Below are 26,794 nucleotides of genomic sequence, written 5' to 3' on the forward strand. Positions count from 1 at the left end.
TTTGCCGTTGCGCCCCTGGCCGGCGGCCGCCAAGCTGGGGACCAAGCCCGCCGTCCAGAGCTGGCTCCTTTGGGAGGATGACCATGCGAAGCTTCGCGCTCGCCCTGTGCGCCTTTGCGCTCGCCAGCCCGGCCTACGCCAAGACCATTTCCGTGGCGCCGGGCGCCGACGTCCAGGAAGCCCTGCAACTGGCCCTGCTCGACGCCCAGCCCGGCGACGTGGTCGAACTGGCCGCCGGCCGCTTCGAGCTCACCGATGGCCTTTCCCTGGACGTGGACGGCGTGACCATCAAGGGCGCCGGGCCAGACGCCACCATCCTGTCCTTTGACGGCCAGCAGGGCGGCGCCGAGGGGCTGCTGATCACCTCCGACAGGGTGACGGTGCGGGACTTCGCGGTGGAGAACTCCAAGGGCGACGGGGTCAAGTCCAAGGACGCCGACCAGATCAGCATGATCAATCTGCGGGTTGAATGGACCGGCGGACCCAAGGCCACCAACGGCGCCTATGGCGTGTATCCGGTGGGGTCCACCAATGTTCTGATCGACGGCGTGACGGTGCGCGGCGCCTCGGACGCCGGGGTCTATGTGGGCCAGTCGAAGAACATCATCGTCCGCAACAGCCTGGCTGAGTTCAACGTGGCCGGCATCGAGATCGAGAACTCCAGCAACGCCGACGTCTATGGCAACACCGTCACCCACAACACCGGCGGCATCCTGGTCTTCGACCTGCCCAACCTGCCGGTGATGGGCGGCCATTCGACCCGGGTGTTCGACAACAGGATCGTCAACAACGACACGCCGAACTTCGCGCCGGAGGGCAACATCGTCGCCAGCGTGCCGGTGGGCGCCGGCGTGATGATCATGGCCAACCGCAACGTCCACGTGTTCGACAACGAGATCGACGGCAACCAGACCGCCGCCATCATGCTGGTGGGCTATACCCAGGCCTTCGACGATGCGACCTACAACCCCATCCCCCGCGAGGTGGTGGTGCGCGACAACAGGATCGGCCGCAACGGCTGGGCGCCAGCCTTCCCCGGGGGCGCGCAACTAGCCGCCGCGGTGGGCGGAACCTTGCCGCCGGTGCTGTGGGACGGGGTGGCGCCAGACGGCGGTCCCCAGGCCATGCGGATTACCGATGGACCGGTGCTGAACCTCAACCTGCCCAAGGCCGGGGCCATGGATCAGGCCAATCCTTCGGTCACCCCAACCCTGGAGCGGGGCGAGATCACTGAACCGGCGGCCGTGGTCCTGCCCGAAGCCCAGGCCGCGCTCGCCTCATGAGGCGAGGCCTCGTCGTCCTGCTCGGCCTGGCCGCCCTGGCCCTGAGCGGGGCTGCGGAGGCCCCTGCCCCTGTGCGCCTGGACGTGGTGTTGGCGCAGACGCCGGCCCCGCGGCTGTCCGACTACGGCCTGTTCCAGGACGCGGCGGCGCGGACGCCGAGCCCGGGGGTCACGCCCTATGACCTGAACACCCCGCTGTTCAGCGACTATGCCACCAAGCACCGGTTCATCTTCACCCCAGATGGCCAGAGCGCGGCCTATCATCCTGATGGACCTCTAGAATTTCCGGTGGGTACGGTGCTGGTCAAGACCTTCGCCTTCGCCCCGGACATGCGTGCGCCGCAGGTGGGCGAGCGCCATGTCGAGACGCGGCTGCTGATCCGCAAGGCTGAGGGCTGGACGGCGCTGGCCTATGTCTGGAACGCCGAGCAGACCGAGGCCGTCCTCAAGCGCACCGGCGCGCGGCTGGAAGTGGCCTTCATCGATCCTGCGGGCGCGCCGCAGGCGATCAGCTACCTCGTGCCCAACCAGAACCAGTGCAAGACCTGCCATTCGGCCGAAGGCGAGCTGGTTCCCATCGGCCCCAAGGCGCGCAATCTCAATCGGGACCTGGACTATGGCCACCGGACGGAAAACCAGCTGGTCGCCTGGCGCCGGCTGGGGCATCTGAGCGGCGGACCCGACCCCGCCGCAGCGCCGAGGACCGCCGTCTGGGATGATCTGTCCGAACCGCTGGAGTCCCGCGCCCGGGCCTATCTCGACGCCAACTGCGCCCATTGTCACAACCCGGGGGGCATGGCCTCCACCAGCGGTCTGTTCCTGGGTGTGGAGGAGTCGCGCCCCGCCCATCTGGGGATCGGCAAGGCCCCGGTGGCCGCCGGTCGTGGCTCAGGCGGGCTCGCTGTCTCCATCGCGCCTGGCGATCCCGAGCGCTCGATCATGGTCTATCGCATGGGCTCCAATGATCCCGCCGTGATGATGCCGGAGCTTGGCCGCACGCTCGTTCATGCCGAGGGGGTGGCCCTGGTAGCCGACTATATCGAGCGCCTCGCCCCCTAAAGCCTCTAGGTCTTGAGCGCGTTTCGTTCCGATAACCGTTCCCACTTATCGAAACGCGCTCTAGCTCCAGCGGCCGAGGATATCGACGCTCAGGCCCTGCTCGGTCGTGCGCAGACGCGCGTCGATGCCGTAGGCGGCGGCGAGCACTTCGGGGGTCATAGCCTTCGCCGGCGGCCCGTCCGCCAGCACACGGCCGTGGCCCAGCACGAGAATCCGGTCGGCCAGCCGAGCGGCCAGGGTCAGGTCGTGGAGGGTGAGCAGCACGCCGGCCCCCTCCCCCGCCAGACGGCGGAACAGGTCGCCCGCCTCCAGGGCGTGGCGCGGATCGAGCCCCGCATAGGGCTCATCGGCCAGCAGCCATTCCGGCTCGCCGGCCAGGGCGCGGGCGATCAGGGCCCGGGCCCGTTCGCCGCCTGACAGGGTGGTGATGTCACGGGCCGCCAGGTCCTCGACCCGGGCGGCGGCCAGGGCGCGATCGACGGCGGCCTCATCCTCGCCCGAAAGTCCCCGGGCGCCCAGCCAGGGAAGCCGGCCCAGGCCGACCACGGTGCGCACCTCCAACCCCCAGGCGATCTCCGGGATCTGGGGGATGAAGCCCAGGCGCCGGGCCCGGCGCCGCGGCGGCAGGTCGAGCAGGGGCGCCTCGTCCAGGAGAACCTCGCCCCCCACAGGTCGCGACAGGCCGGCCAGGGCGGCCAGCAGCGTCGACTTGCCGGCCCCGTTGGCGCCCAGAATGGCCGTCACCTGGCCGGGTTCGAACCGGGCGCTGACCTGGCTCAGCACCGTGTGGCCGCCCGCCAGGAGATGGAGCCCACGGGCCTCAAGCACGGTCATGACAGCCTCCGGCGCTGAATGAGCAGCAGGCCGAGGAAGAAGGGACCGCCCAAGGCGGCCATGGCGACCCCGAGTCTGACCTCCGCCGCTGACGGGATCAGCCGCACCAGAATGTCTCCGGCCAGGACGATCACCGCTCCGCCGAGCGCGCTGGGCAAGAGCAGGCCGGCTGGACGTGGCCCCAGGAAGGGCCTCAGGAGGTGGGGGGTCACCAGGCCGACAAAACCGATCACGCCCGTGACCGCCACGCTGGCCCCGGCCGCCAGGCCGACGCCAAGGGCCAGCAGCAGGCGGGTGCACGACAGGCTGATCCCCAGCGACTGGGCGCCGGTCTCACCCAGCGTCAGGGCGTCCAGCGCGCGGCCAGTGAACAGCAGCAGGACGAGCCCCGCCGCCACGAAGGGGGCCGACATCTGCAGGTCGGCGAAGCTGCGGTCGGTCAGCGAGCCCATCAGCCAGTTGACGATCTCGTTCACCGCCCAGGGGTTCGGGGCGAGGTTCAGGGCCAGGGCGACGCCGGCCCCGGCGACGATGTTCAGCACCACCCCGGCCAGGACGAAGGTCACCGTGCCGGGCGCCTGGCCCGTCAGCCCGATCAGGACAAGAACGCCGATCAGGGCGCCGGCCATGGCGCAAAGCGGCATCAGCCACGGCGCGCCCCCGAGGACAGGCGCATAGAAGCCGAAATAGAGGGAGATGACCGCACCTAATGCAGCCATTGAGGAAACGCCCAGAACCCCCGGATCAGCCAGGGGATTTCTGGTATAGCCCTGAAGCGCCGCCCCCGACATGCCGAGCGCAGCGCCCACCACAATGGCCAGCAGGGTGCGGGGAATGCGCAGCTCCAGGATGATCACCCAGCGGGGATCTGCGCCGGTCCAGGCGTTCAAAGGCACCCAGACCCGGCCGGCCATAAGGCTGGCGGCGGCCAGCAGGACCAGGGCCACGGCCAGGCCAGCGATGACGACCGGGGTTGAGATCCGCTTCATGCCGCCCCCAGCACATTGCGCCGCGCTTGGGCCAGGGCCTGGGCGGTCTCGATCAGCACCGGTCCGCCGCAATAGAGCAGCCGCTGGGGAAAAGCCTCGCGACGCATGGCGCCTGAGATGCGGTCGAGCGCCGGATGGCTCAGCACCCGGTCGGCCCAGGTGGGCGCGCCCGCCGCCGCCTGCCCGGCCAGCAGGACCTGGGGCGGGTCGGCGATGATCTGCTCCAGCCCGATATTGCCCCAACGGCCGAGGCCGTAACGGGCGGCGACGTTCACAAATCCGGTTCGGCGCAGCATCTCGTCGGTCAGGGTGCCGGCCCCGGCTGCGAAGCCGTTGGGCTGATAGACGATGGCGCTGAGCTTCGGCGCCCCCGGCGGCGGGACGGCGGCGGCCAGGGCCGCCTCGATCCTGGCGACCACCGCCTGGCCCCTGACCGGCTGGCCCACCAGACGGGCCACCTGGCGGATCTGCGCGAGGCTGGCGGCCACCGTCTGGGGCACGTCGAACATGGCCTGGGGGATGCCCAGCCGGCTGAGCGCATTGCGGGTCGCCACCGCCGAATGGTGGCTCATCAGCACCAGGTCGGGGCGCAGGGCGACCACCTCCTCGGCGGTCTCATAGGTGATGGGGATGTCCCGAGCCCGGCCCGCCAGGATCGAGGCTTCAGGGTCACGGGCATAGTGGGTCAGGGCGGCGATCTGGTGACGCTCAGCCACATGGAACAGGATCACATCCAGGCAGGGGTTCAGCGAGACAACCCGCCGGGGTCGCCCTGAGGGGGCGGCGCCGGCGAGGCCGAGCGCGAGCCCGCCCACCGCCGCACGGCGGGTGAGCTGGCCCGGGCCCGGTCTCACCGGCTCCGTCATCAGAAGCGGGCCCGCACGCCCAGCGCCCCGAAGCGACCCACCTCGCCATAGCCGCGGGTGGACGGGTCCTGATCGTCGAACAGGTTTTCCACCCGGCCATAGACCTCGAAGGTCTCGTTCACCGGCCAGGCGGCCCGGACGTCGAGCAGAGCCCGGGGCTCAAGTCGGTTGCGGTTGGCCGCATCGTCAAAGGCCTCCCCGATATAGCGAACCGCCAGCGTCGCCGAAGGTCCGGCCGACCAGACATGGGTCACCGACATGTAGCCCTGGTGCTCGGGCCGCCGTGCCAGGCGCTTGCCCCGGTTCGGCGATCCGGCGGCCTCGTTGGTCGCCTCGGTCCAGGTGTAGTTGGCCGCCAGGTCGAAGGGACCGACCTTGGCCTGACCGGTCAGCTCCACCCCGTGGGCCTCGGTGCGGGCGGTGTTGCTGTAATAGCCAAACCGGGTCGCCCCGGCGACGCGGCAGAGGGGGTCGCCCGGCGCGCTGAAGCAGGAGACGTAGTCGATCTGGTTCGTGGTCTCCCGCTGGAACCAGGTGGCCGACACCACGGCCTGGCCGCCGGCCAGCACCTGTTCGACGCCAAAGTCCCAGGCGTCGGCCTCCTCCGGATTCAGCCCCAGATTCCCGTACTCGCTGTAGAGCTGATAGAGGCTCGGCGCCTTGAACCCCTGGCCAAAGCTCGCCCGCAGGATGGTGTTCCCCTCGTTCAGGGACCAGGCCAACGCCCCCTGCCCCAGGGTCTGGCCGCCGAAGGTGTCGTGCTCGTCGCGGCGAACCCCGGCCGTCACTGTGAGGCCGGCGATCAGCGGCCCCCGGAGTTGAACATAGGCGCTGTCGAGATCGGCGCTGGCCGATTGCGTCGGCGGATTGGGATTGAAGGCGCTGGGCGAGGCTGTCCGCATGGACGCCTCCTCCCGCTCCAGGCCGAACACCGCCTGCCAGGCCTCGGTCAGGGCGAAGGTCCCCTGATACTCCCAGCGATCCACCTCAGAGAGGGCGTCGAAGGTCACGTCGGTCATCGCCTGGGCGGGATTCAGGCTCTGACGATCGGTGCGGGTGTGGGAGAAGGCCAGGCGATTGCGCAGGCGATCATCCAGCAGGGCGAGGTTCAGGCCGGCATAGCCCGCAAGCTCCTCAGTCACCCCATATTCGGCGGTGTCAGCGAAGCTGAAGGCCGGGGCGGGATAGCCGTCCACCTGAACCCGGCCGTAGGAATAGATACCCCGCAGATCCAGTGAGAGGTTGTCGCTCACCCGGACCCCCAGGCGGCCGTTGAGGCTGGTGTGCTGGAAGCCGTCGTCCTCCGTGCCAACAGCCGCAGCGGAGACGCCGTCGGTGGTGTAGTAGCCCGCGCCCAGGCGCCAGACGAGGCGCTCGCCGGCGCCGCCGATTCCGCCACGGACATAGGCGGTGGAGAGATCGCCGCCTTCCACGTCGAGGCTGGCCTGGAACGGCTTGGTCGGCACGGTGGTGACCACATTGACCACGCCCCCGATGGCCTGGCTGCCCCACAGGGTGGACTGGGCGCCGCGCAGAACCTCGACCCTGGCCACGTCGCCGGTCAGCAGATTGGCGAAGTTATACCCCGCGCCCGGCTGGGCCACGTCATTCAGACGGACGCCATCGATGACCACCAGGGTCTGGTCGGTCTCGGCCCCGCGAATGCGTAGGGCGGTGACGCCGCCGGGGCCGCCGTTGCGCGACAGGGTGACGCCGGCGGTGCGGCCCAGCAGGTCCGGCAGCAGGATGGCTTGGCTCGCCTCGATCTGCGCGCGGTCGAGCACGGTGACCGCTTGGGCGACCTCGGCCGAGGCGGTGGGCGCGCGATTTGCGGTGACGACGACGCCCCGCACGGCGTTGGAGGACTCGGCGCCCGCCACATCTGGCGCGGCGGCCGGCTGGGCGACGGCGGTCGTGGCCGACAGGAGGCCCAGCAGGGCGGCGGTGGACAGCAGAATGGTCTTCATCGGGTCTTGCCCCTCGAATTGACGACAACGAGCCGTCGAGGAAGCGGACCACGGGGAGCCTTACGCGCGCGCACGACCCCGCCGGGACCCACGCCCTCGCGCGGCCCTGGACGGTTGTCGCCACCCGGGTAGACCCGTTCGTTCGGCGCACCCCGGCCGGACGAAGGACGACCGCGACAGGCAGGTCTCCTGGCTGGCGGGTCATCACCCATCTGCACGCCGCCTTCCCAGGTCCGAGGACCCAGTGGCGTATGGCGTGCGGGCTCGCCGCTTACAGTTGCGGGGGCAGCCCAGGTCTTACACCTGAGTTCCCTTTTGATCCCCTCGCGGGGAACCTGTCACAGGCGTGGCCTTAGGCGGGTGCGTCGGCTCCGTCAACGGCGCGGCTGAGGCGCCAGGACGTTCAGGGGGCTTTGGCGGGCAGTCGCAGGGCGTGGCGCATGACCTGGAAGAGATAGGGCTGGTCCATCGACCCGGTGACGAGATAGGCGCCGGGGCCTTGCGCATAGGCCGGCACGTCCTCGCCGGCGTGGGCGGCGCTGGGCGACAGGACTCCGGCCTGCCGCACATGGTCAGGGGCCGTGACGTCGACCCCCTCCAGGCTCGGACGACCCTCCCCGTCCCGCGGCCCGCCCGGGCCGGTGGCGTAGGTCAGGATCGGCAGCGGCCTGCCGTCAGCGGCCAGGCGCGGGGCGCCCGTGGGTCCCTTGATCAGGCCGAGCACATCGTCGCCACGGCCGCCACCGTTCAGGACCAGCCCATGGCTATGGTCGGCGGTCACCAGAATCAGCGTGTCGGCCGGGTCGGTCATCTCCCGGGCGACGGCCACCGCCTTCGAGAACTCGATGGCCTCGGTGAGAGCGGCGTTGATCAGCCCAGCATGGTGGGCCTTGTCGATATGGGCGGCCTCAATGAGCAGGACATAGCCCTGCGGCTCGGCGGCCAGCCTTGCAATGGCCGCGCGGGTCATCTCCTCCAGGGTGGGGATTTGCGGCGCGGTGGTCGGGCGATTGAGCTCGTGGGGGATGTGGACGTCCGCGAAGAGGCCGAGCACATCCTGGCCCGCGGCCACGGCGGCGGCCAGGCCGTCACGGTCGGAGACGAAGACGCTGCCCGGTCGCGCCGCCCAGGCGGCGGTCAGATCCTGCCCATCCTGGCGGCGTCCGCCCGCGGTCGCTGGCCGGAAGAAGCTCAGCCCCCCGCCGAGCACGAGATCGGGTCTCTGATCCTCGGGGGCCCCGATCAACTGGGCGGCGATATCGACGCAGCCGGCCTCGCGGGCCGCGGGCGGCAGGTCGGCGTCGCTCTGCCAGTTGCGATCGGGGACGTGAGCGAAGAAGGCGGCCGGCGACGCGTCGGTGACGGCGGCGGTGGAGACCACCCCCACGGCCTTGCCCAGTTCCCGCTTGGCCCGCTGGGCGAACGTCGGGACATTGCGGCTAGGATCACAGACCCCGCGGCGGGCGCCGCCGTCGACGCCTATCCCGCCGTTGATGGTGCGATGCCCGGTGGTGATCGCCGAGGCGCCATTGGCCGAATCGGTCACCAGAGCGTCGGTGGAATAGGTCCGCACCAGGCCGCCATAGGGCATCTGATCGAAGGCCAGATCATAGGAGGCGCCGTCCACCCCGGCCCTCTGGCCAGCCAGAATCCGCGTCGCGGTCACGGTCGACACGCCCATGCCGTCGCCAATGAACAGGATCACGTTGCGGGCCGGGTTCGTGATCGGCGAGCGCGCCAGCGCGTCATCGAGAGCCGCCTCGGGCGTGGCGGCCGCTGCGCTGGCGACGAGGGACAGGGCGGCGACGCAGGCGACGCCGAACGCCGTGGCGGCGCGGCGTGAGTTCGGAACGGTCATGGGGCCTCAACTGGACGCAGGGGAGCTCGGCTCACGCGCCCTTATGGCCAGACATTGTGACGGGAGGACGAAAGGGCCGGCCGCGGAGGCCGCGTCGCGATGGTACCACCTCTCGGGTTCGAACCGAGGACCTCCAGAGCCACAATCTGGCGCTCTAACCAACTGAGCTAAGGCGGCGCATCGCGAGGGATAGGGTTCTAGTGGCGCCGGCTTGCGGGATCAAGGGCCATCGGCGCCGCGGTTCAGCCAAAGAAAAGGCCCCGGAGACCTGAGGTCTCCGGGGCCCATTCCCGGTGCCTTTGTCCGCCGTTTTACCGGGGCAGACGGAAGGTGATCGGGATCCGAACGGTGCCGCCTTCAACAGGGGCGCCGTCGGCGGTCCGCGGACGCATCCGGAACAGTCGGGTCATACGCATCGCAGCGGCGCCGAAGTCCTGATCTGCGGGGCTTTCTTCCACCACAGAGCAACCTTCAAGCGTGCCACGGGCCGTGACCTGGCAGCTCAGAACCACCCGACCCTCTGCTCCCATCCGCTGAGCGCGGTCGGGATAGTAGCGGGCCACCTCTTCCCCGCTGGGAATACGCGCCCAGTCAGGGTTGGTGATCACCGACGGACGCGGAGGCGTCGGCGGCGGGGGAGCTGGCGGCTCAGGCCGCTCGATCCGCTCCGGCACCGGCGGAACCGGCAGCGGCGGGATCGTGGCCAAGCCGGCCGGCGGGGTCACCGGCGGCCGAGGCTGAAGCTTCGGCGGCGGCGGCGGCGGCGTGTTGGACGGCGGCGGCGGAGGCGGCGGAGGCGGCGGCGGAGGAGCCGGCTTGATAATCGACACCTCCGTAATGTCCTCCGAATACTCCCGATAGGTGGGTTCGAACTTAGTCTTGTAGAGATAGAGACCAAGCGCGACGTGAACCACGATCGAGACAACAACGGCGACGATTACGCCATTGTTGCGCTTCGGCTTCGGCGCGTCGAACGGACTGTGATGAATGTGAGTCGTGTCACTGGTTTCAGACATGCCTCACCCTCCTCAATTGTCTTCTTCGCCGATGAGCGCCACGCTGTAGAACCCATTGTCCTGAAGCATGTTCATCACGCCCATGAAGTCACCGTACATGGTGTCTCTGTCGGCGCGGATGAAGATCCGCTCACGTTCTGGGTTCCGCTGCCCAATGTTCGACCGGAGGTCGTCGCCCAGGCCCGCCAGGTCGGTCTGAAAGTCACCGACATAGATGGACCCGTTTGACTGGATCGAAATGTAGACCGGTTTGGGCGGGTTTGCGGATGGCTCGGCGACGGCTGGCGGAAGAGCTACCTGGACCGTCACACTGGCCAGCGGCGCCGCCACCATGAAGATGATCAGGAGAACCAGCATGACGTCCACGAAGGGCGTCACATTGATTTCGCTGTTCTGCTCCGTTTCGTACCTGCCACCCCCAGACCCTGAGAGTTTAGCGGCCATTGGGTTTAGGCCCCCTTGTCGAGCTGCCGGGAGATCGCGTTCAGAAGTTCAGCGACAAACCCTTCCGAGCGCGCGCCGTAAGCGGAGATGCGCGTCTGGAAGTAGTTGTAGAAGATAACCGACGGGATGGCGGCGAAGAGACCCATGCCGGTGGCCAGCAGGGCTTCGGCGATACCGGGCGCCACGACGGCCAGGTTGGTCGTGTTGGTGTTCGCGATGCCGATGAACGAGTACATGATCCCGTACACGGTGCCGAACAGACCGATGAACGGACCGTTGGAACCGACCGAGGCCAGGAACTGCATGCCGCCCGACAGGCGCTTGGCCAGGGAGGCCTGGACGCCGGCCACGGCCGCAACAGCGCGGCTGATGGTGGTTTCGCGGTGTTCGCCGGTGATGTTCAGGCCCGCTTGACGCGAGACTTCAATCTCTTGCACGGCGGCCGCGGCCATGTCGGCCAGCGGGTTGCCTTCGAACTCATCCGACATGGCGATGCGGCCGATGTCGCTGGTGTTCTTGGCGCCCCGGAAGGCTTCCAGGAAGCGGTTGGTTTGACGTTCCAGGCCACCGAACTCGAAGAGCTTGGTGAGCAGCAGGGTCCAGGAGAAGATGGATGCCAGGGCCAGACCGATCAGAACGGCCTTACCGACCGGCTGAGCGTCCAGGAACATCGTCATGATGGTCAGTTCGCCATGACCACCCACGTCGGTGGACACTTCTTCCGCGGGTGCCGCAGGCGCGGCCTCGGCGGGAGGGGCGGCGGCCGGATCGGCCGGGGCCTCGGCGGCGGCCGGATCCGCTGGAGCGGCGTCCTGCGCGAACGCCGGGGCGCCCATCATCAACGCAGCCGCGCCGATGAGAGCGATGAGGGGGGTGTTCCGTTTTTTGTCGAGCATCTGTCGCCAGTTCCTAATGGTCTAGCACGTTTGGACCGAGGGTCGTCGCGCGAGAGCGTCTCCTACCCTAGTTGAATAAGTCTGGCTCCGAACCCCGCTTTCGCCGCGTCCGAACCCGAAACCGCTATCGCTGCTCCCGACCCGTAACTTCCAACTTCCACATTTGTGTGAAGCGGGATGTTGCGATTGGGCAAGGCGAGACCGCAATCCAGGAGCGGACTGCGGACCCTCACCGCAAAGTTAGACGTGCGGCGAGGGACCTTTGGCAACCCCCAAACGGAGCGTCAAGTGCCGCCGACGCCAGCTAACCACCGATAAGATAATCAGAAATCGGGGTATCGTTGCGGCGCACAATATGAATTCTATGCAATAATTGGGGAAACTCGCCGCGCCGGGGAATGATATTGCTGCGACGCAACATCAGACTTCGAACGCCGGTCGCTCAAGATGGCGGAAATCTGGCGAGAATCGGCCTGCGGACGCTCAGCTTTTGCGCACAGCGCCGGTCTGCCGCGGCAAATGAGCGCCGACCCTGTCGAAGTCAAGCCGACAGCCTCGTCCGCAGGCTGTTCGCAGGCGCCCTGTCACATGATTGTCGCGGCGCTCCGGGACGCCGCCGAGCCTCACTTAGCCTGCGGCTATGGCCGACCTCCCCCTTGATGGGCCTCCGCGCCAATAACCCGGCCGGCAGAGCCGCCGCCACGGCGTCCGGCGGACGGAATGACGCCAAGCACCGGATGGGGGATGGATGATGGGAGGAGAATGGTGCCTGGGGGCGGATTCGAACCACCGACACGCGGATTTTCAATCCGCTGCTCTACCAACTGAGCTACCCAGGCACTGGGCCCGCCGCGCGGGAGCCGCGTCTATAAAAGAGCCGTTCGGGGAAGTCCAGCGCGGCGACGAGCGATTAGTTCAGAGCTCGTCCTCGCCATCGGACACCTCTTCCTGCTCGACGGCGGGAACCGCATAGGCGCCGGTGAACCAGCGCTGCAGATCTACATCGGCGCAGCGCTTAGAGCAGAAGGGGCGATAGTCCGCAGTCACCGGCTTGCGACAGATGGGGCACTTGGCCTTCGGGGGCGCAGCCGGGCTCATCGGGCGTGAACCTCGATCTGCTCCGAGGCCAGGGTTGAATCGGCCTTCACCTCAAACCGGGCGCCGATGCGCGCCGCCAGCAGGGCGAGCGCCGGCTTGGCCGCCTCGGCCACCGCCGGCGCACAGGTCGCCGTGAGGCGCCCCCCCGGCGTGGCTACGGCCTCAGCCTCAAGTCGACGGACCAGCCGGGCGCCCAGGGTGCGGGCCGAGGGCCGTCCTGCGCCGTCGGTGAGAATCTCCGTCACCGGTCGGCCGCGGCGAGGCACGGTGAGCTCAATGGTGCCGAACCGGCTGATCGGTCCAATGGAGACGCCCGGATTGTCCGGATTGAACGCCGCCCGCGCCGCGGCCATCAGCGCGGCGCCGTCGTGCCCACGGCCGGCCATGTCGAACACCACCAGCCCGCCGAGCCCCTTCAGCCTCAGCACCCGCGCCGCCACCGCCAGGGCGGCCAGATTGGCCTGGCGGGTGACTCGCTTGGCTTCATTGCCCTTCCGCTCGCCCACATCGACATCGATGGCCGTGAGCGCCCGGGTCGGTTCGATGGCGATGGTCCCACCCCCCGGCAGCGGATGGATGACCTCCAGCACCTCGGCCTCAGCCTCATCGGCCAGTTGCCGGGCGATGCGGCCCGTGACGGGCTCCCCCTCCCCGGCCATGTGTCGCAGGTGGTCCAGCAGGGTCGGCGCGGATTCAAGCAGCGCGGGGGCCCCCTGCGCGGGGCCGATCAGTCGGGCGGTGGCGAGCTTGCCGAGCCTCGGCTCGGTCCGGATCTCCACTTCCAGGGCCTCGCCCTGGCGGGGTCGGGCGTCGGGCTTGAAGGAGACGCTTGCCTCGGCCCCCTCCCCCAGGTCCAGGAAAGCCATGGCCAGGGCGGGCTCCACATGCGCCACCCGGGCGCGAAGACGTGCGCCCAGCGCCAGGCGGGGGTTGTCGTCGGCTCTCTGGATCAGCAGGCGCTCAGGTCGGCCGTCCAGCAGGACTCCGCCCCGAATCTCGCCCAGGCCTTCGTCGATAAAGAATGTGCGGCGGCTCATGCTGCGGGATAGCCCAGACCCCGCAGCAGACAAAGGGTTTCATAGAGCGGCAGGCCGACCACAGCCGGATAGGAGCCCTGCAGGTTCAGAACAAAGCCGCCGGCCCGCCCCTGAATCCCATAGCCGCCGGCCTTGCCCAAGCCCTCGCCGCTGGCCAGGTAGGCGGCGCGTTCCTCCTCGCCCAGGCGTTTGAAGGTCACCCGCGTCTCAACCAGCCGCTCGGCCCGCCGACCGTCAGGTCCCCTCAGAACCACCGCCGTATAGACCCGGTGGCTGCGCCCAGACAGCAGGTCCAGGCAGGCCCGCACCTCGTCCGGCGTCTCGGCCTTGGGTAGGATGCGCCGCCCTGCGGCGACCACCGTATCGGCGGCCAGGACAAATGACTCCGGTCGAGACTCGGCGACCAGGGCGGCCTTCGCCCCGGCCAGACGCAGGGCGCAACGGCGGGGCGTCTCGCTTTTCAGCGGCGCCTCGTCGATATCGGCTGCGCAGACCTCATCCGGAGTCAGGCCGATCTGGGCGAGCAGGTCGAGCCGCCTCGGACTGGCCGAGGCCAGGACAAGCTGGGGTGTGTAAGAACAGGGGGGAATGCTCACCCGCTAGCGGACGCGGAAGGTGATGCGGCCCTTTGACAGGTCGTAGGGAGTCATCTCGATCAGGACCTTGTCCCCGACGGCCACGCGGATGCGGTTCTTGCGCATCTTGCCGGCGGTGTGGGCGATGATCTCGTGGTCATTCTCGAGCTTCACGCGAAACATGGCGTTCGGCAGCACTTCGCTGACCACGCCGGGAAACTCCAACAGCTCTTCCTTGGCCATGCAGGCTCCATGGGGGCGCTCACCTGATGCCGCCGGCCGGCCTGGAATCGGCCCGCCGGACAGCGGTCCATTATAACTCAGGTTGCATCAGCCGGTAGAGACCTCTCGTTCAGGCCGGGCCGAACCGCTCCACCAGCCTGCGGGCCAGGGCGTCACGCACCTCACGATAGGCCGCCAGGCGATTCTCGCGGGATCCGTCAGCCAGGGTCGGGTCATGGGTGGGCCAGTATTCGATCTCGGCGGCCCTATGCCGGGTCAGTTCCACCGCCCGATGCTGCGCCTCCGGCGTCAGGGAGATGATCAGGTCGAAGGAGTCGTCATTCAACTCATCGAACGTCTTGGGCTGGTGCTGTTCCAGGTCAAAGCCCAGCTCGGCCATCACCGCACAGACGAAGGGGTCGGCGCCCTCGGCCTCGGCCTCAGTCTTTAACCCGCAGGAATCCACATAGACCCGGTCCCCCAGCAGACGCCTGGCCAGAACCTCGGCCATGGGCGAACGGACCCGGTTGAAATTGCAGGCGAACAGGACGGCGCCAGGCGCGCGCGGTGAAGAGCCCATCCCCATGGCCGCTTCAGCTCTTGTAGTGCAGGGCGCAGATGAGGGTGAAGAGACGCCTGGCGGTGTCGAGATCGGTCTCGATCTTCCCGGCCAGCCGGGCCCGCAGCAGTTCCGAGCCCTCGTTGTGCAGGCCGCGTCGTCCCATGTCCAAGGCCTCGATCTGGGCCGGCGTGGCGTTGCGGATCGCCTGATAGTAGCTCTCGCAGATCATGAAATAGTCTTTGATCAGCATCCGGAACGGCGAGAGCGAAAGGATGTGCCGCTTCTCATAGCCCGGCCCGGTCACGTCCAGGACCAGACGATTCTCCATCAGGCCCATATGGAGGTCATAGGGACCCTGCTCCGCGCCTTCGGGGACGAACCGATTCGATTCCAGCAGATCGAAGATGGCGATCTGCCGCTCCTGCTCCTGGTCGCGCGAAATCGCGCCCAGAGATTGCTGGTCGATCTCAACGCTCTGCAGCCGATGGTTCTTCTGGTCGTCGTCAGTCATGACGCCCTGGGGAAGGTCTTGGGCGCCAGCTTTAGTGCAATCCGCCCCCCGGCGTCATCCCGCTTAGAGCCCAAGCGCCGGCCGATGTGTGAAAAAGCCCCCGCCGCGGGGAGCGGCGGGGGCCTTCGGGGAGGAAAAGGCTTCTGCCTTAGCGGCGGTAACCCGCGTAGCGGTAGCCTTCAGGCTGCACATAGGCGCCGTGGACATAGCCGACGCCGACCCCGTTATGGCCCACCAGGATCCAGTCGCTGCCGCGGACATAGGACAGGGCTTCGAACCGCTCGCCGGCCCGCAACTGGCCGACCCGGGCGCCGCCGGTGGAGGGCGCGGCGCGCAGGTTCACCGTGGACCGGGCGATCATCGCCCCCCCGCCACCGGCATAGTGGGCAGGGCTGAGATTGCGATCCAGGCGATAGCCGCCGTGGGTGTAGGTGGCCGGCTGGTTGTAGGCGTAGCCCTGGCCCTGGGCGTAGCGGCGGTCCTGGTCGTCATGCTGCAGCTTGCAGCCGATGGCCGAGCCGGCCGCCGCACCGACCACCGCCCCAAGGGCCGTACCCGTGCCGCGATCCTTCTTGGCCAGGTTGGAGCCGGCCGCGGCCCCCACCAGGGCGCCGATCAGGGCGCCGCCCTCCTGCTTGCCGCCGCTGGCGTTGCAGCCGAGCACGCCGCCAAAGTTCTGGGCCTGGGCGGCCGGCGCCGCGGCGGTCAGGAAGAGGGCGCTCATAATGGCGGTGGCGGCCGCGCCCGTGGTCAGCTTGGAAAGAGTGGTCTTCGGCATGGCTTGCCTCCATCGGTTCGAAATCGCCGGGCCCGGTGTGGCCCTGTGAGTTCAAACCTAGAAGGCCGCGCCTGAACGAACGCGCGGCCATCGTTGACAGTTTTCGTTCAGCTTTCGTGAGCGCCTTGGCCGAGCCTCAGGGCCGCGGACCGCGCGTGGGCCGGCAGGCCTTCGGCCTCGGCCAGGGCCACGGTCGCCGGCCCCAGGGCCTCAAAGGCCGCGGCGTCGCACTTCACGAACGAGGTCCGCTTGATGAAGTCGTAGATCGACAGGCCTGACGAGAATCGCGCCGCCCGGCTGGTCGGCAGCACATGGTTGGACCCGGCCACATAGTCGCCGATCGCCTCAGGGGCGTGCCGGCCCAGGAACATGGCGCCGGCGTGCCGCACCTTGTCAGCCAGGGCGTCAGGATCTTCGACGGCGAACTCCACATGCTCAGGCGCCAAGGCGTCCACGAGGCGCGGGCTTTGGTCCAGCGGCGCGATGATCACCGCCCCGTGGTCGCGCCAGGAGGCCTGCGCCACCTCCCCCGTCGCCAGGGTGGCGATCTGGGCGTCGATCTGCGCCTCGACCCTGGCCGCAAAGGCCGCATCGTCGGTGATCAGGATGGACTGGGCCGCGGGGTCGTGTTCGGCCTGCGACAGGAGGTCGGCGGCGATCCAGTCGGGGCGGTTGAGGCCGTCGGCCACCACCACGATCTCCGAGGGACCGGCCAGGGCGTCGATGCCCACCACCCCATAGACCCGGCGCTTGGCGGCGGTGACGAAGGCGTTGCCAGGCCCGACGATCTTGTCCACCGGTCGAATGGGGCCGGCTCCGAAGGCCAGGGCGGCGACGGCCTGGGCCCCGCCGACCCGCCAAATCTCCGTCACGCCGGCCGCCTGGGCGGCGGCCAGCACCGCCGGCTGCAGCTTGCCAGGCGGGGTGACCATGGCGATGCGTTCGACGCCGGCCACCTTGGCGGGCACGGCGTTCATCAGCACGGTCGAGGGATAGGCGGCCCGGCCGCCCGGCACATAGATGCCCACCGCCTCGATCGACCCCCAACGCCAGCCCATCTCCACGCCAGCCGCATCTGTGAACCGGGCGTCAGCGGGCCGTTGCCGCTCATGATAGGTGCGGATGCGCTCGGCGGCGAAGGCGATCGCGTCGCGGACCTCCGGGGCGCAGGCCGCGGCCCCGGCTTCGATCTCCTCAGGCGTAACCCGCAGGCTGGCCTCGTCCAGCTCGACGCCGTCGAACTGGGCGCCGAAGCGCAGCACAGCGGCCAGGCCCTCGGCCCGCACGGCGGCGAGCACGTCGCGGACGCTGGCCTCGACATCCTCAGGGGTGTCTCGCCGTTCGCTCACCAGGGCGGCGAACCGGGCTTCGAAATCGGCATCGGAAAAATGTAAGCGGCGCATGATGGCGCTATGTAGCGACGGCCGGCGCCGAGCGCCATGGCTGCGGAGCCACAGCAGGCGATGCCAACGCCGCCGACCTCAGGTCTCGTGCCGCGGCGTCCGGGGCGTCGGCCAGGGGTCTGAGACGTCGGCCAGGACGGCGTCCACACACTCAACCCTGACCTTCAGATCGCCGCCGCCGGCGAAGCTCAGGATCAGTGCGCCGCCTGGCGGTTCGGCGTCCGGCTCGAAGGTGAGCGCCAGGAGTTCCACCACGGCGTCAGGCGCGTCGCGGCGCAGGCGTCGCGCCTCCACCCCTTCCACAGATCCGAGCTGCAGGGCCGCCCGCACCCGGGACCGACCGCCGGCCTCCCAGCGGTAGCGATTGAGCGTCAGGGTCAGGCGGCGGGGCTGGGCTTCAAACCTGATGTCGCCGATCTTGCCCACAGCGTCCTGCAACGCCGCCGACATCACAGCCAGATCGTCCGCATCCTCGGCCCGCAGCCGAAGGGGCTTGGCGTTGTCAGGCATCGAAGGCCGCATCCTCGCTGGTCGCATCGCCCTTCAGGCGCTGGATCTTTGCGCCGCAGGCCGACAGCTTGGCCTCCAGCCGCTCGAAACCCCGGTCCAGGTGGTAGACGCGGCCGACCACGGTCTCGCCCTTGGCCGCGAGCCCCGCGATCACCAGGCCCACCGAGGCCCGCAGGTCGGTGGCCATGACCTGGGCGCCGGTCAGGGCCGAAACCCCACGCACCCGCGCCTCGCCGCCCTGGATGCTGATATCGGCCCCCAGCCGCGCCAGTTCCGGCGCATGCATGAACCGGTTCTCGAAAATGGTCTCGCGGATCACCGACTCGCCGTCGGCCAGGGTCATCAGGGCCATGAACTGGGCCTGCAGGTCAGTGGCGAACCCCGGATAGGGGTCGGTTTCCACAGCCACAGCGCTCAGCCGCCGACCGTTCCGCTTCACGGTCACCCCGTCATTGTGGCGGATCACATCGACGCCCGCCTCCTCCATCTTGTCCAGCAGGTTGGCGATGAAATCGTTGCGGGTGTGGGTCAGACGCACCTCGCCGCCGGCCATGGCTGCGGCCAAGGCGAAGGTGCCCGTCTCGATTCGGTCGGGAATCACCGCGTGGCTGGTTCCGCCCAACCGGCTCACCCCCTGGATCCGGATCACGTCCAGCCCGGCGCCGACAATCCGCGCGCCCATCTTGTTGAGACAGTCGGCCAGATCGACGATCTCGGGCTCGCAGGCCGCATTGCGCAGGATCGTCTCGCCCTCGGCCAGCACGGCGGCCAGCAGAGCATGTTCGGTGGCCCCCACCGATACGAAGGGAAAGGCGATCTCCGCCCCGCGCAGGCCCCGGGGCGCCTGGGCGTAGACATAACCCTCGTGCAGGTCGATTTCGGCGCCCAGGGCGCGCAGGGCTTCCAGATGCAGGTCCACCGGCCGCGCGCCGATGGTGCAGCCCCCCGGCAGCGAAACCTTGGCCTGGCCCGAGCGGGCCAGCAGCGGCCCCAGCACATTGAACGAGGCGCGCATCTGTCGCACCAGGTCATAGGGCGCGATGGCGCTGATGATCTCTGGCGTGTGCAGCAGGGTCTCCGGCCCATCCGGGCCATCCTGCTCCTGCACCTCGGTCCCCAGCCGGCCCAGCAGCTGGCCCAGGAATCGGGTGTCTGCCAGCCGCGGCATATTGGTCAGCCGCAGGGGTTCCGACGTCAGCAGGCTGGCGGCCATCAGCTTGATGGCCGAGTTCTTGGCGCCGCTGATGGCGATCTCGCCCTCCAGACGCGCGCCGCCTTCAATGGCGATTCGGTCCAATCTCAGCCCCTTCAAGCGCCGCATATTCTGCGGTGCGGCAAACCCAGACCGCGCTTCTAGCTCGCGCGCGGGCCTGCGCAAAGGCGCTGGCCGCTCACGAACGCTTGTCGTCGTCGGACGGCGGCGGGTCGACCGCCCGCGGCGCGGCCTTCCGGAGCCGCAAGTTGGCCCGCAAAGCCTGGGCGAGCTTGGCTTCCCGGTCATTGGCGGGAGGTGTCTTGGGCCGGTCGGGCGGTGTCATGAATCCTCGTTGCGGCCCGCCCCCGCCGAGGTCAAGTCAGAGAAATCCGGAAATGGGGGCTTCACGGCGGCCGCATGGTTGGCTATAGCCCCCGCCTCGCCTTTCGCCGCCGTAGCTCAGTGGTAGAGCGCATCCTTGGTAAGGCTGAGGTCGGCAGTTCAATCCTGCCCGGCGGCACCATCGGCCCCAAGCCCTGAACGGGTTTGGGGCCGACCTCATTTTTGGCCCAGCCGTTCAATCCATCGCACCGTTACGCCCGTATCATCAGGGACCGTGGAGGACCGATGATCGACAATCCGGACAACTTCCCCATCGACACGCGCAACGCCGCCCTGGCGCTGATCCGCCAGTACGGACCCGACGCGCAGGTCATCGCCATGCTGCGCGCGGCCGAGTTCGCCGCCCTTGGCGATGTGGACGGCCTGGCCGCCTGGGACGACATCATCGCCTGCATCGAGGCCTACGACTCCCTCGGCCCGGTAGGCGGGGTCGTCCACTAGGCCGTTCAGCGGACAGACAGTTCCGTCGTCAGGCTCCGCTGCGCCTCATAGGTCTCCACAGCCAGGCGCCGGGCCGCGTCGCAGGCGACGATCTGCGCCCCGCGGGTCACATAGCCGATCTCCAGATCGGCCAGGGTCGGCTCCAAAGGCAGGGTGTGCAGGGCGCAAGGCGCCTTGGCCTCAGCCGCCAGGACGAGGCGTGGGACAGCCTGTGAGATCTGGGGCGGCTTGGCACAGCCGGCGGTCAGCATCGTGAAGCCGAGCAGCGCGCTCAGCAGCCAGGGTCTCATGGCCATCCTCCGTGTTCAGGGCCTGGGGAATGAAGGCGCTCACCACCGCCTGGCCCTGGACCCCGCGGGCCAGGGCTTCGGCCAGGCGCTGGCCCGAGGCCCGCTCCCCGTCGGCCTCCAGTCTGGCGACGTCACGTTCACGGGTCAGGACGGCGATCTCGGCCGCGTGGATCTGACCACCATCCCGCCGTCCGGCCACGTAGAGCGACAGGGCCGAAGCCGCCAGCGCGCCGGCCGCCACCGCCGTCACAAGCGCTCTGATTGTCATGGACGCAGCCCCCGCTGGTAGCCCTGGCCCGGTCGCCAGGTGAGGACCTCGCGGCGCCAGCGACCGCCCAGGCCCAGATGAACCCAGGCCCCGGCCTCCTCGATCAGCTGGTCGAAGGCGATGTCGGAGGCCGCGATCGCCCGGCACACCGCCAGCGGTGAGCCGAACCTCGGACAGATGAAGTCCGCCGCATCACCCCGCATGTGGGCGCTGCTGGCCGAGCCGCCGACCGCCCGGTTCACCGCTGGCGAGCGATAGCCGCTGGTGATCAGGATGGGCGAGTCCCCGAGCAGGGTTCGAACCTGCTCCAGAACCTGCGCCGTGGCGCGCAGGCGCGTCAGCACCGCCGACGGTGGACGGTTGTCCAACCCGCGCTGTTGAGTGGCGGTCATCTCCTCCAGGGAGAAGTGCGCCGACAGCCAGGTGGTCATGGCCGTCCTCCATGTTTCGATTGAGGGATATCTGTCAGGCTCGGTCCCGGCGTCCGGCCGCCACCAGCTTGGCCCAGTCGGTGACCGTGGCCCCGGCAAGATAGAGCGTGCCCAGCACCACATTGGCCCCGATCAGGGCCAGGCCCAGCCACTTCAGGGCGACCGGATCGTGCAGCCGCAGGATGATCGCCCCCAGCAGGGCGAAATTCGCCCCGCAGGCGGAATATGTGAAAATCCGCCGATAGAACCAGGCGGTATGGACCGCCAGAGCCGGGTCATGCGGAACCCGGCCAATGCGCCTTGCGCTCTGCGCCTCGCCCAGCAGGGTGGCATAGTAGGCGCCGGGCGCAGCCGCATCGAAGTCGACCAGATATTCCGAAGCGAACCGGGCCTCGCCCTCCTCCTTCGATCCGGTCTCGGCCACCAGCTCGGCCCGCTCTCGGGCCAGCTGCGTCGGCGTGAACACCTCGGTCTCCGTGGCCGGCGAGCGCAGGGTGAACCAGGCGCCGTCGCGGCTGCGGGCCTCGAAGGCGCGCACCGCGTGGTTGCGCCCGCGCGGCGTCCACAGAAACAGCGCCCAGCCGCCATTCTCCGCCAGGATCGGCCGGATGTAGGTCCAGGCCTCGGGCTTGGCGAGCGCCCATTCGGAGAACACCACGCCGACCGGCGGCGCTCCCACCAGGCTGTCATAATTGTCCGATCCCAGCACCTGCCAGACCGACCCATTGGCCAGACGCAGGCTCATGTCGCCGTCGCGCGTGCTGGTGCGGATCGCGGGCGGAAAGGCCTCGTCGATGCGCCGGCGCCCTGTGTGCGGGTTCACCGCCTCCCAGATCGCCTTGCGCGCCTGGGCGGCCTCCGGGAGCAGGTGCCAGTAGACCCCGGGCTTCTGGATGGCGCTGACCGCCGCCCAGTTCAGCGCCACATCGTCCTTGCCCCACCGGCGGTGGGCGGCCACGTCAGCCCGCAAGCCCCCGTCCTCCAGATAGCGCCACAGCGCCGTCTGATAGGGCCTGGGCCGCCAGCCGGCTGGCAGCTCGATCTCCACGCTCAACCCGCCGAGCCGTCAGGTTCGTCCCATCCGAGCCTGCGGATCGTCACCGTCAGCCGGCCCTCGGCCTCGGGCGCCTTGGCCTTGCCCTGAGACCGGTCCAGCACCTCGCGGATAGCGGCGATGCGGGCGGTATCGCTGGTCTTGTCCCCCTTCATCAGGGCCTCCAGCGTCTCTACCGCCAGCGGAGCGAGCGCCCTCACCGCCCGGCCGGGATCCCTGGGTCGCCCCGCCATCGCCGCCGCCTCCATCTGCACACAACCGCACTGAAACTGTCGGGCCGTTCCGCCCCGCGCCGGCCACAGGCCTCCCGAGAGGCGCGCCCGCAGGGCTCGTGGCCCTGGGACTATGGTCAGCCGGCGCGGGGCTCCTGCGGCGCAGACGGGATCGACGCACGACCCGCAGATTTCCACGCCTCGCCGCCCCGGGGAGGGACAAGGGGGCAAGGCCCCAGGACATGCTCAAACCCGGCGGCTCAGCCGCCCGGCGCACACGTCATCTGATGGAAATCTGCAGGTGCGGGCCCAGCCCGCCGCGGCGTCCCCCGCGCCTCAGACGCAAGAACGACCCATAGCCAAAACCTACCACATTCCCGCGGCGGCGCAAGAACAAAATGGGAACATCGTGCCGAGCGATGGCGTCATAGAGTTTCCCGTTCCAGGCGATCATTTTTATCCATTATCCAGGCGTCGCAACCTCTGCCTACAGTCCTTCAAACACTCACAAGTGAGGGAGGACGACGATGGACGACGCTTCTGGAACTGGCGATCCCCTGGGCTGCCCGATCAAGCAGCCGGGCGCCCTGCGGTCTCTGCTCGGCCGCACCAACCGCGACTGGTGGCCCAACCAGCTGTCGCTCGACATCCTGCATCAGCATGGCGCCCACGGCGATCCGATGGGCGAGGACTTCGACTATCCCAAGGCTTTCCAGGGCCTGGACTACGCCGCGCTCAAGCGCGACCTCACCGCCCTGATGACCGACAGCCAGCCCTGGTGGCCGGCCGACTATGGCCACTACGGCCCCTTCTTCATCCGCATGGCCTGGCATAGCGCCGGCACCTACCGCACGGGCGATGGCCGCGGCGGCGCATCCTCCGGCTCCCAGCGCTTCGCCCCTCTCAACTCCTGGCCAGACAACGCCAACCTCGACAAGGCCCGGCGCCTGCTCTGGCCGATCAAGCAGAAGTACGGCGCGGCGCTGTCCTGGGCCGACCTGATGATCCTGGCCGGCAATGTGGCCATCGAATCCATGGGCGGTCCGGTCTTCGGCTTCGGCGGCGGCCGCAAGGACGTCTGGGAACCGGAGAAGGACATCTACTGGGGCTCGGAGGAACAGTGGGTCGGCCAGGGCGCCGAAACCCGCATCCAGCCCGACAAGGAGATGGCGCTGGAGAACCCGCTGGCAGCCATCCAGATGGGCCTCATCTACGTCAATCCCGAGGGCCCCGGCGGCGAGCCTGACGCCATCCAGTCCGGTCGCGACATCCGCGAGACCTTCGCCCGCATGGGCATGAACGATGAGGAGACCGTCGCGCTCACCGCCGGCGGCCACACCTTCGGCAAGGCCCACGGGGCCGGCGACGCCTCCAAGATCGGGGCCGAGCCCGAAGGCGCCGACATCGCCCAGCAGGGCCTGGGCTGGACCTCCAGCCATGAGAGCGGCATCGGCGACCACACCATCACCAGCGGCATCGAGGGCGCCTGGACCCCCACCCCCGTCCAGTGGACGATGAACTATTTCCACATGCTGCTGGACTACGACTACGAGCTGGTCCGCAGTCCCGCCGGGGCCAAGCAGTGGCAGCCCATCAACCAGAAGCCGGAAGACATGGCGCCGGGCGCGCACGATCCCTCCAAGCGCCTGCCGACCATGATGACGACGGCCGACATGGCCATGAAGATGGACCCCAAGTACCGGGAGATTTCCGAGCGCTTCCGGGCCAATCCCGATCAGTTCGCCGACGCCTTCGCCCGCGCGTGGTTCAAGCTCTGCCACCGGGACATGGGGCCCAAGGCCCGCTACTTTGGCCCCGAAGTGCCCGCCGAAGATCTGATCTGGCAGGACCCCATCCCGCCGGTCGACCACCCCCTGGTCGACGCCGCCGATATCGCGGCGCTCAAGGGCAAGCTGCTGGACTCCGGCCTCACCGTGGCCGAGCTCGTCCAGACCGCCTGGGCGTCTGCCTCCACCTATCGCGGCTCCGACCACCGGGGCGGCGCCAATGGCGCCCGCATCCGCCTGGCCCCGCAGAAGGACTGGGAGGTCAACCAGCCTGAGCAGCTTTCCCGCGTCCTCAAGGTGCTGGAAGGGATCAAGGCCGCCTTCGACGCCGGGGCTTCCGGCGGCAAGAAGATCTCGCTGGCCGACCTCATCGTCCTGGGCGGGACAGCGGCGGTGGAGAAGGCCGCCAAGGCCGCCGGCCACGACGCCAACGTGCCCTTCACCCCGGGCCGCACCGACGCCTCGGCTGAACAGACCGACGCGGCGAGCTTCGATGTCCTTGAGCCCAAGGCCGACGGCTTCCGCAACTATCTGCAGGTCAAGTTCAGCGTCCCCACCGAGGAGCTCCTGATCGACCGGTCCCAGCTGCTCACCCTGACGGCCCCGGAAATGGCCGTCCTGGTCGGTGGTCTGCGGGTCCTGGGCGCTAACCACGGCGGGTCCAAGGACGGGGTCTTCACCGATCGCCCGGGCCAGCTGACCAACGACTTCTTCGTCAACCTGCTCGACATGGGCACGGCGTGGAAGCAGGTGGACGACAGCGCCGATGACCTCTTCATCGGAACGTGCCGCAAGACCAACCAGCAGAAGTGGACCGCCACCCGCACCGACCTGGTGTTCGGCTCCAACTCCCAGCTGCGCGCCCTGTCAGAGGTCTACGCCTCGGCTGACGCCGGCCAGAAGTTCGTGACCGACTTCATCAACGCCTGGACCAAGGTGATGAACGCCGACCGCTTCGACCTCCCCCGGGAGAAGCGCCTGGCCGGCGCCCACTAGACGTCTGCCCCATCGGCGACCCTCGTCGCGACGCCCCAGGGCGTAGCGGCGGGGGCCTACCCTGCGCAACCGCGCCCCGCGCCACACGTTGAGGGTCTCCTGCAACTAACGGAGCCTCCCCGATGAAACTGACCAAAGGCGCCCTTGTGGCCGTCGTCGACGGCGAGAAGCTGGTCCTCTTCGAAAACGTCGGGGACCAGGTGATGGATCTCAAGCCCAAGGCCAATCCCGACATGCCCGACCGGGCCTCGGGCGCGCCCGGCCGCCACTCCAGCGGCGCCAATCCCGACGACGACACCCAGGCCGAGGACGGCTTCGCCATGGGCGTCGCCGACGCCCTCAACCATATGGTCCTGACCCACAAGACGGAGTCCCTGCTGGTCATCGCCGCGCCCAAGACTCTGGGTCAGCTCCGCAAGGGCTGGCACAAGGAGACCGAGGCCCGCCTGGTGGGCGAGATCGCCAAGGACCTCACCGGCCACACCTCCGATCAGATCGCTGCGGCCATCGACAAGGCCTGAGCCGAAACGACCCAAGGCGGGGCGATCCGTCGCTCCGCCGCCCGGCCTCAGCCCGCGCCCCGCGCCCCATAGGCGCCCATCAGCCGGCCATAGTCAGCAGGCTGCGGAAAGCCCTCAAACCCCTCCACAGCCGTCGTGCTCACCCAGGGCAGTCTTTCGGCCGTCATGGTCTCCATGAACGGCTCCAGCCCCGACGGATCATCGAACAGCGTCGCGCGCACATTGACGAACAGGTCAGCGCCCTCGGGCCGGGTGAACATCCAGCTCATGCAGTGCGGACAGAAGAAGTGCCGCGTCGCCCCATGCAGCCCCCCGATCACCGGCTCGCCCGCCGTCACCTCGAAGTCGCCAGCCGCAAACAGCGCGCTCAGCGAAAACGCGCTGCCGGTCATCTGCTGACATCCCCGGCAATGACAGGCCATGGTCACCTTCGGCGCGTCAGAAACCTGGAACCGAACCTGCCCACACCGGCAGCCGCCTTCTCTGGTCATCGTCAATTCCCCGTCATTCGTGCGCTATGGACTAGGCGGCGCAATGCGACCCAGCTGGCCGACAGCCAGCCGCCGACCTATCCGGCGGACGGCCATTGCTGGGTGGCGTGCAGCACCCGCAGGACGATCACAGCGCGACCTTCCTCCGCATAGACCACGATGTAGTTTGGCCGAACAATCATCTCGCGAGTGCCGGCGACTCTTCCCGGCCGATAGAGCTTAGGCCGCGTGGCCAGCCTGGAAACCTTGACCTCAATCTCGTCCTTCAACCGCTGTGCGGCGTCGGGATTGTCGTCGGAGATATAGTCCAGGATCGCGAACAAATCGCCGCGCGCCGCCTCGCGCCATTCAATCAACCGGACGGTCACGCCGCTTCCGGTCGATCCGCGCCTGGGCTTCGTCCATCACCTGCCGATGGGGCGCGGCGGGCGCGGTGTCCGCCAGGGCCTCCTGCACCTTGGCGCGGAACCAGGCGTCATGAGCGTCGGGATCGGAGGTGAGTCCGGCCGGCAACCCCCCTTCCCTCGCGATGCGGGTCAACAGAATGCGTACGGCGTCGGAGACCGTAAGACCGACGCGGGCGAGCTTCTCGGTGGCGTCGGCCTTAAGCTGCTCGTCCACACGCACATGGAGCATTGAGGTTTGCGCGGCCATCGCTGGTCCTCCTGAAAGCGCCCTCAATCTGTATCTCAAATGAGAGACGATCAAGGCCATTCAGAAACCAGCGCCACCCGCCAACCGGTGTCAGGCGATCCCCCTTCCCGGCCAGCGCCTCGCCCCGGCGCCTCCGCGTCGCCCA

Annotated in this window: 32 protein-coding genes, 3 tRNA genes and 1 riboswitch; of the genes, 6 read left to right on the top strand and 29 right to left on the bottom strand. The window is 68.8% G+C overall.

What is annotated here, in order from left to right:
* The first annotated feature begins 83 nt into the window (after nucleotides 1-83).
* Both Q8N19_RS10065 and Q8N19_RS10070 read left to right on the top strand, forming a co-directional pair.
* Entirely contained in the window at nucleotides 84-1,283 is a 1,200-nt protein-coding gene (locus Q8N19_RS10065) for a parallel beta-helix domain-containing protein (RefSeq protein WP_305590265.1), read from the top strand.
* Nucleotides 1,280-2,341 (top strand): SO2930 family diheme c-type cytochrome, encoded by a 1,062-nt coding sequence (locus tag Q8N19_RS10070; RefSeq protein WP_305590267.1) that lies wholly within the window; start codon nucleotides 1,280-1,282, stop codon nucleotides 2,339-2,341. Before Q8N19_RS10065 ends, Q8N19_RS10070 begins: the two co-directional genes overlap by 4 nt.
* A gap of 60 nt (nucleotides 2,342-2,401) precedes the next feature.
* Here the strand turns inward: Q8N19_RS10070 and Q8N19_RS10075 are convergent, their stop codons facing one another.
* From Q8N19_RS10075 to Q8N19_RS10175, 21 genes are all read right to left on the bottom strand, one after another.
* Entirely contained in the window at nucleotides 2,402-3,175 is a 774-nt protein-coding gene (locus tag Q8N19_RS10075) for an ABC transporter ATP-binding protein (RefSeq protein WP_305590269.1), read from the bottom strand.
* Nucleotides 3,172-4,164: an iron ABC transporter permease gene (locus Q8N19_RS10080; protein WP_305590271.1), complete on the bottom strand. Its 993-nt coding sequence runs from the start codon at nucleotides 4,162-4,164 to the stop codon at nucleotides 3,172-3,174. The genes Q8N19_RS10075 and Q8N19_RS10080 overlap by 4 nt, the downstream gene beginning before the upstream one ends.
* Nucleotides 4,161-5,018: an ABC transporter substrate-binding protein gene (locus Q8N19_RS10085; protein WP_305590273.1), complete on the bottom strand. Its 858-nt coding sequence runs from the start codon at nucleotides 5,016-5,018 to the stop codon at nucleotides 4,161-4,163. Before Q8N19_RS10085 ends, Q8N19_RS10080 begins: the two co-directional genes overlap by 4 nt.
* Nucleotides 5,019-5,029: 11 nt before the next feature.
* Entirely contained in the window at nucleotides 5,030-6,997 is a 1,968-nt protein-coding gene (locus tag Q8N19_RS10090) for a TonB-dependent siderophore receptor (protein WP_305590275.1), read from the bottom strand.
* A 161-nt stretch (nucleotides 6,998-7,158) separates the two neighbouring features.
* Nucleotides 7,159-7,351, bottom strand: a riboswitch (cobalamin riboswitch).
* A gap of 49 nt (nucleotides 7,352-7,400) precedes the next feature.
* Nucleotides 7,401-8,855, bottom strand: a complete 1,455-nt coding sequence (locus Q8N19_RS10095; RefSeq protein WP_305590277.1) for an alkaline phosphatase — start codon at nucleotides 8,853-8,855, stop codon at nucleotides 7,401-7,403.
* A 100-nt stretch (nucleotides 8,856-8,955) separates the two neighbouring features.
* Nucleotides 8,956-9,032: transfer RNA gene (locus tag Q8N19_RS10100), tRNA-His, on the bottom strand.
* A gap of 134 nt (nucleotides 9,033-9,166) precedes the next feature.
* Nucleotides 9,167-9,871: an energy transducer TonB gene (locus Q8N19_RS10105; protein ID WP_305590279.1), complete on the bottom strand. Its 705-nt coding sequence runs from the start codon at nucleotides 9,869-9,871 to the stop codon at nucleotides 9,167-9,169.
* Nucleotides 9,872-9,883: 12 nt separating this feature from the next.
* Nucleotides 9,884-10,315 (bottom strand): biopolymer transporter ExbD, encoded by a 432-nt coding sequence (locus Q8N19_RS10110; RefSeq protein ID WP_305590281.1) that lies wholly within the window; start codon nucleotides 10,313-10,315, stop codon nucleotides 9,884-9,886.
* 5 nt (nucleotides 10,316-10,320) lie between these two features.
* On the bottom strand, nucleotides 10,321-11,211 hold the full coding sequence (locus Q8N19_RS10115) for a MotA/TolQ/ExbB proton channel family protein (protein WP_305590283.1): 891 nt from the start codon (nucleotides 11,209-11,211) through the stop codon (nucleotides 10,321-10,323).
* Nucleotides 11,212-11,974: 763 nt separating this feature from the next.
* Nucleotides 11,975-12,050 (bottom strand) — tRNA-Phe (locus tag Q8N19_RS10120).
* 76 nt (nucleotides 12,051-12,126) lie between these two features.
* The gene (locus tag Q8N19_RS10125; RefSeq protein WP_305590285.1) at nucleotides 12,127-12,309 is read right to left on the bottom strand and encodes a DNA gyrase inhibitor YacG; all 183 of its coding nucleotides are present in this window, start codon (nucleotides 12,307-12,309) and stop codon (nucleotides 12,127-12,129) included.
* Entirely contained in the window at nucleotides 12,306-13,346 is a 1,041-nt protein-coding gene (locus tag Q8N19_RS10130; protein ID WP_305590287.1) for a ribonuclease E/G, read from the bottom strand. The genes Q8N19_RS10125 and Q8N19_RS10130 overlap by 4 nt, the downstream gene beginning before the upstream one ends.
* Nucleotides 13,343-13,936, bottom strand: a complete 594-nt coding sequence (locus Q8N19_RS10135) for a nucleoside triphosphate pyrophosphatase (protein ID WP_305590363.1) — start codon at nucleotides 13,934-13,936, stop codon at nucleotides 13,343-13,345. Before Q8N19_RS10135 ends, Q8N19_RS10130 begins: the two co-directional genes overlap by 4 nt.
* Before the next feature lie 9 nt (nucleotides 13,937-13,945).
* The gene (gene infA, locus Q8N19_RS10140; protein WP_293319256.1) at nucleotides 13,946-14,164 is read right to left on the bottom strand and encodes a translation initiation factor IF-1; all 219 of its coding nucleotides are present in this window, start codon (nucleotides 14,162-14,164) and stop codon (nucleotides 13,946-13,948) included.
* Between the two features lie 109 nt (nucleotides 14,165-14,273).
* On the bottom strand, nucleotides 14,274-14,723 hold the full coding sequence (locus Q8N19_RS10145; RefSeq protein ID WP_305590289.1) for a low molecular weight phosphatase family protein: 450 nt from the start codon (nucleotides 14,721-14,723) through the stop codon (nucleotides 14,274-14,276).
* 13 nt (nucleotides 14,724-14,736) lie between these two features.
* The gene (locus Q8N19_RS10150) at nucleotides 14,737-15,216 is read right to left on the bottom strand and encodes a UPF0262 family protein (protein ID WP_305590291.1); all 480 of its coding nucleotides are present in this window, start codon (nucleotides 15,214-15,216) and stop codon (nucleotides 14,737-14,739) included.
* 148 nt (nucleotides 15,217-15,364) lie between these two features.
* Nucleotides 15,365-15,994: an SH3 domain-containing protein gene (locus Q8N19_RS10155; RefSeq protein WP_305590293.1), complete on the bottom strand. Its 630-nt coding sequence runs from the start codon at nucleotides 15,992-15,994 to the stop codon at nucleotides 15,365-15,367.
* 107 nt (nucleotides 15,995-16,101) lie between these two features.
* A complete protein-coding gene (gene hisD / locus Q8N19_RS10160) occupies nucleotides 16,102-17,397 on the bottom strand; it encodes a histidinol dehydrogenase (RefSeq protein WP_305590295.1) in 1,296 nt (431 codons plus the stop codon).
* A gap of 78 nt (nucleotides 17,398-17,475) precedes the next feature.
* Nucleotides 17,476-17,907: a DUF2948 family protein gene (locus Q8N19_RS10165; RefSeq protein WP_305590297.1), complete on the bottom strand. Its 432-nt coding sequence runs from the start codon at nucleotides 17,905-17,907 to the stop codon at nucleotides 17,476-17,478.
* On the bottom strand, nucleotides 17,900-19,204 hold the full coding sequence (murA, locus tag Q8N19_RS10170; protein WP_305590299.1) for a UDP-N-acetylglucosamine 1-carboxyvinyltransferase: 1,305 nt from the start codon (nucleotides 19,202-19,204) through the stop codon (nucleotides 17,900-17,902). The genes Q8N19_RS10165 and murA overlap by 8 nt, the downstream gene beginning before the upstream one ends.
* Before the next feature lie 94 nt (nucleotides 19,205-19,298).
* Nucleotides 19,299-19,445 carry a hypothetical protein gene (locus Q8N19_RS10175; RefSeq protein WP_305590301.1) on the bottom strand — a complete coding sequence of 49 codons (147 nt, stop codon included), beginning with the start codon at nucleotides 19,443-19,445 and terminating at the stop codon, nucleotides 19,299-19,301.
* A 105-nt stretch (nucleotides 19,446-19,550) separates the two neighbouring features.
* Between Q8N19_RS10175 and Q8N19_RS10180 the strand changes: the two genes are divergently transcribed.
* Nucleotides 19,551-19,625: transfer RNA gene (locus Q8N19_RS10180), tRNA-Thr, on the top strand.
* A 104-nt stretch (nucleotides 19,626-19,729) separates the two neighbouring features.
* On the top strand, nucleotides 19,730-19,945 hold the full coding sequence (locus tag Q8N19_RS10185) for a hypothetical protein (RefSeq protein ID WP_305590303.1): 216 nt from the start codon (nucleotides 19,730-19,732) through the stop codon (nucleotides 19,943-19,945).
* Nucleotides 19,946-19,950: 5 nt separating this feature from the next.
* Here the strand turns inward: Q8N19_RS10185 and Q8N19_RS10190 are convergent, their stop codons facing one another.
* Genes Q8N19_RS10190 through Q8N19_RS10210 form a run of 5 tightly spaced genes read right to left on the bottom strand, consistent with a single transcriptional unit; the run spans nucleotide 19,951 to nucleotide 22,221 of the window.
* A complete protein-coding gene (locus Q8N19_RS10190) occupies nucleotides 19,951-20,091 on the bottom strand; it encodes a hypothetical protein (protein ID WP_305590305.1) in 141 nt (46 codons plus the stop codon).
* 34 nt (nucleotides 20,092-20,125) lie between these two features.
* Nucleotides 20,126-20,503: a hypothetical protein gene (locus Q8N19_RS10195; protein WP_305590307.1), complete on the bottom strand. Its 378-nt coding sequence runs from the start codon at nucleotides 20,501-20,503 to the stop codon at nucleotides 20,126-20,128.
* A complete protein-coding gene (locus Q8N19_RS10200; RefSeq protein WP_305590309.1) occupies nucleotides 20,500-20,934 on the bottom strand; it encodes a D-Ala-D-Ala carboxypeptidase family metallohydrolase in 435 nt (144 codons plus the stop codon). Before Q8N19_RS10200 ends, Q8N19_RS10195 begins: the two co-directional genes overlap by 4 nt.
* A gap of 34 nt (nucleotides 20,935-20,968) precedes the next feature.
* On the bottom strand, nucleotides 20,969-21,982 hold the full coding sequence (locus tag Q8N19_RS10205; RefSeq protein WP_305590310.1) for a hypothetical protein: 1,014 nt from the start codon (nucleotides 21,980-21,982) through the stop codon (nucleotides 20,969-20,971).
* 2 nt (nucleotides 21,983-21,984) lie between these two features.
* Nucleotides 21,985-22,221, bottom strand: coding sequence for a hypothetical protein (locus Q8N19_RS10210; RefSeq protein WP_305590311.1), 237 nt, complete (start codon nucleotides 22,219-22,221; stop codon nucleotides 21,985-21,987).
* A 506-nt stretch (nucleotides 22,222-22,727) separates the two neighbouring features.
* On the opposite strand from Q8N19_RS10210, the gene katG reads away from it, so the two are divergent.
* Nucleotides 22,728-24,983, top strand: coding sequence for a catalase/peroxidase HPI (gene katG / locus Q8N19_RS10215; RefSeq protein WP_305590313.1), 2,256 nt, complete (start codon nucleotides 22,728-22,730; stop codon nucleotides 24,981-24,983).
* Between the two features lie 122 nt (nucleotides 24,984-25,105).
* On the top strand, nucleotides 25,106-25,504 hold the full coding sequence (locus Q8N19_RS10220; protein WP_305590315.1) for a host attachment protein: 399 nt from the start codon (nucleotides 25,106-25,108) through the stop codon (nucleotides 25,502-25,504).
* 47 nt (nucleotides 25,505-25,551) lie between these two features.
* Here Q8N19_RS10220 and Q8N19_RS10225 read toward each other — a convergent pair whose 3' ends face one another.
* The 3 genes from Q8N19_RS10225 to Q8N19_RS10235 form a co-directional block, all read right to left on the bottom strand.
* Nucleotides 25,552-25,995 carry a GFA family protein gene (locus Q8N19_RS10225; protein WP_371133829.1) on the bottom strand — a complete coding sequence of 148 codons (444 nt, stop codon included), beginning with the start codon at nucleotides 25,993-25,995 and terminating at the stop codon, nucleotides 25,552-25,554.
* Nucleotides 25,996-26,072: 77 nt separating this feature from the next.
* A complete protein-coding gene (locus Q8N19_RS10230; protein WP_305590318.1) occupies nucleotides 26,073-26,363 on the bottom strand; it encodes a type II toxin-antitoxin system RelE/ParE family toxin in 291 nt (96 codons plus the stop codon).
* On the bottom strand, nucleotides 26,344-26,649 hold the full coding sequence (locus Q8N19_RS10235) for a type II toxin-antitoxin system RelB/DinJ family antitoxin (RefSeq protein WP_305590320.1): 306 nt from the start codon (nucleotides 26,647-26,649) through the stop codon (nucleotides 26,344-26,346). Before Q8N19_RS10235 ends, Q8N19_RS10230 begins: the two co-directional genes overlap by 20 nt.
* Between the last annotated feature and the right edge of the window lie 145 nt (nucleotides 26,650-26,794).

This window comes from Phenylobacterium sp. (assembly GCF_030693405.1).
Lineage (GTDB): Bacteria > Pseudomonadota > Alphaproteobacteria > Caulobacterales > Caulobacteraceae > Phenylobacterium.